Here is a 1459-nt window from a genome sequence, read left to right on the forward strand (position 1 = left end):
GTGCCCCACACCCTGTCCGGCACGCTGGACCAGGCGGTCCCCGCCGCCCTGGACGCGGCCCGCCGTACAGGCGCGCCCGTCGTGCTGCTCTCGCCCGCCTGCGCCAGCTTCGACCAGTTCAGCAGCTTCGAACAGCGTGGCCGGCATTTCGCCGCGCTGGTCGAGGGCATCGCCAATACCCAGGACGGGAATCACGAATACGGGGATCACGGATAATGGCCGCCATTTCGCGCGTCGATGCGTCCTATCTCGCCCGCTGGTGGCGCCATGTCGACCGGGTGACGCTCTCCTGCATCGGCATCCTGATCGGCTTCGGCTACGTGCTGATGCTGGCGGCCAGCCCGGCGGTGGCCACCCGCATCGGCGCCTCGCGCGACATGTTCATCCTCAAGCAGGTCATCTTCCTGCTGCTGGCCGGGGCGATCGTCACCGCCACCTCGCTGCTCTCGCCACGCGGCGTCAGGCGCCTGGCGGCGGTGGGCTTCGTGGTCGCCATCGGCGCCACCGCCCTCACGCTGGTCCACGGGGTCGAAATCAAGGGCGCACGGCGCTGGATCGCGCTGCCGCTGATGTCGGTCCAGCCCTCCGAATTCCTCAAGCCCTGTTTCGCGGTCGTCACCGCCTGGCTGCTGACCGAACGGCGCCTGCGCCGCTTCTTCCCGGGCATGCCCATCGCGCTCGGCCTGTTCGCGGTCATCCTGCTGCTGCTCAAATCGCAGCCCGATATCGGCATGCTCAGCGTGATCACCACGGTGTTCCTGGCCCAGCTCTTCATCGACGGGCTGAACATCTTCTTCGTCGGCGCCGGCGTGGGCTGCATGATCGCCGCCTTCCTGGGCGCCTACATGGTCTTCCCCCATGTCCGCTCGCGCGTCGAACGCTTCCTGCACCCCAATGTCGGCGACCATTACCAGATCGACACCGCGCTGCGCGCCTTCGGCAATGGCGGGCTGATGGGCCGCGGCCCCGGCGAGGGGCGGGTCAAGGACCTGCTGCCCGACGCTCACGCCGATTTCGTCTTCGCCGTGGCGGGCGAGGAATTCGGCATGCTGATCTGCCTGTTCATCATCGCCGTCTTCGGCGTGATCGTCATCCGCACCCTGCTCAAGCTGCTGCGCGAGGACGATCCCTTCATCGTCGTCGCCACCGCCGGCCTCGTCACCGGCTTCGGCCTCCAGGCGTTCGTCAACATGGGCTCGACCCTGCACCTGATCCCGACCAAGGGCATGACCCTGCCCTTCATCTCCTATGGCGGCTCGTCGGCCATGTCGGTGGCGCTGACCATCGGCATGGTCCTGGCCCTGACCCGCCAGCGGACGGGCGAAAGCCGCATCCCGCGCGGCCGTCCCGCCTTCCGCGGCCGCCGTGCCGCGGCATGAGGACCGAATCATGACCGCCCGCCCGATCGTCATCGCCGCCGGAGGCACCGGCGGCCATTTCATCCCCGCCGAGGCCCTGG

Annotated in this window: 1 protein-coding gene and 1 pseudogene; both read left to right on the forward strand. The window is 68.7% G+C overall.

Annotated features, from left to right (window positions below; translation table 11 throughout):
• A pseudogene (locus tag HUK84_RS17960) lies at window positions 1–216 on the forward strand (hypothetical protein); the annotation flags it as partial.
• Window positions 216–1379, forward strand: coding sequence for an FtsW/RodA/SpoVE family cell cycle protein (locus HUK84_RS17965; RefSeq protein WP_176641463.1), 1164 nt, complete (start codon window positions 216–218; stop codon window positions 1377–1379). The pseudogene HUK84_RS17960 and the gene HUK84_RS17965, both read left to right, overlap by 1 nt.
• The last annotated feature ends 80 nt before the right edge of the window (window positions 1380–1459 follow it).

It is taken from the genome of Nguyenibacter vanlangensis, from assembly GCF_013376155.1.
Lineage (GTDB): Bacteria > Pseudomonadota > Alphaproteobacteria > Acetobacterales > Acetobacteraceae > Gluconacetobacter > Gluconacetobacter vanlangensis.

Coding starts and splice junctions, on each gene's coding strand:
- HUK84_RS17965 (WP_176641463.1), top strand. CDS start 216: ATGGCCGCCATTTCGCGCGTCGATGCGTCCTATCTCGCCCGCTGGTGG.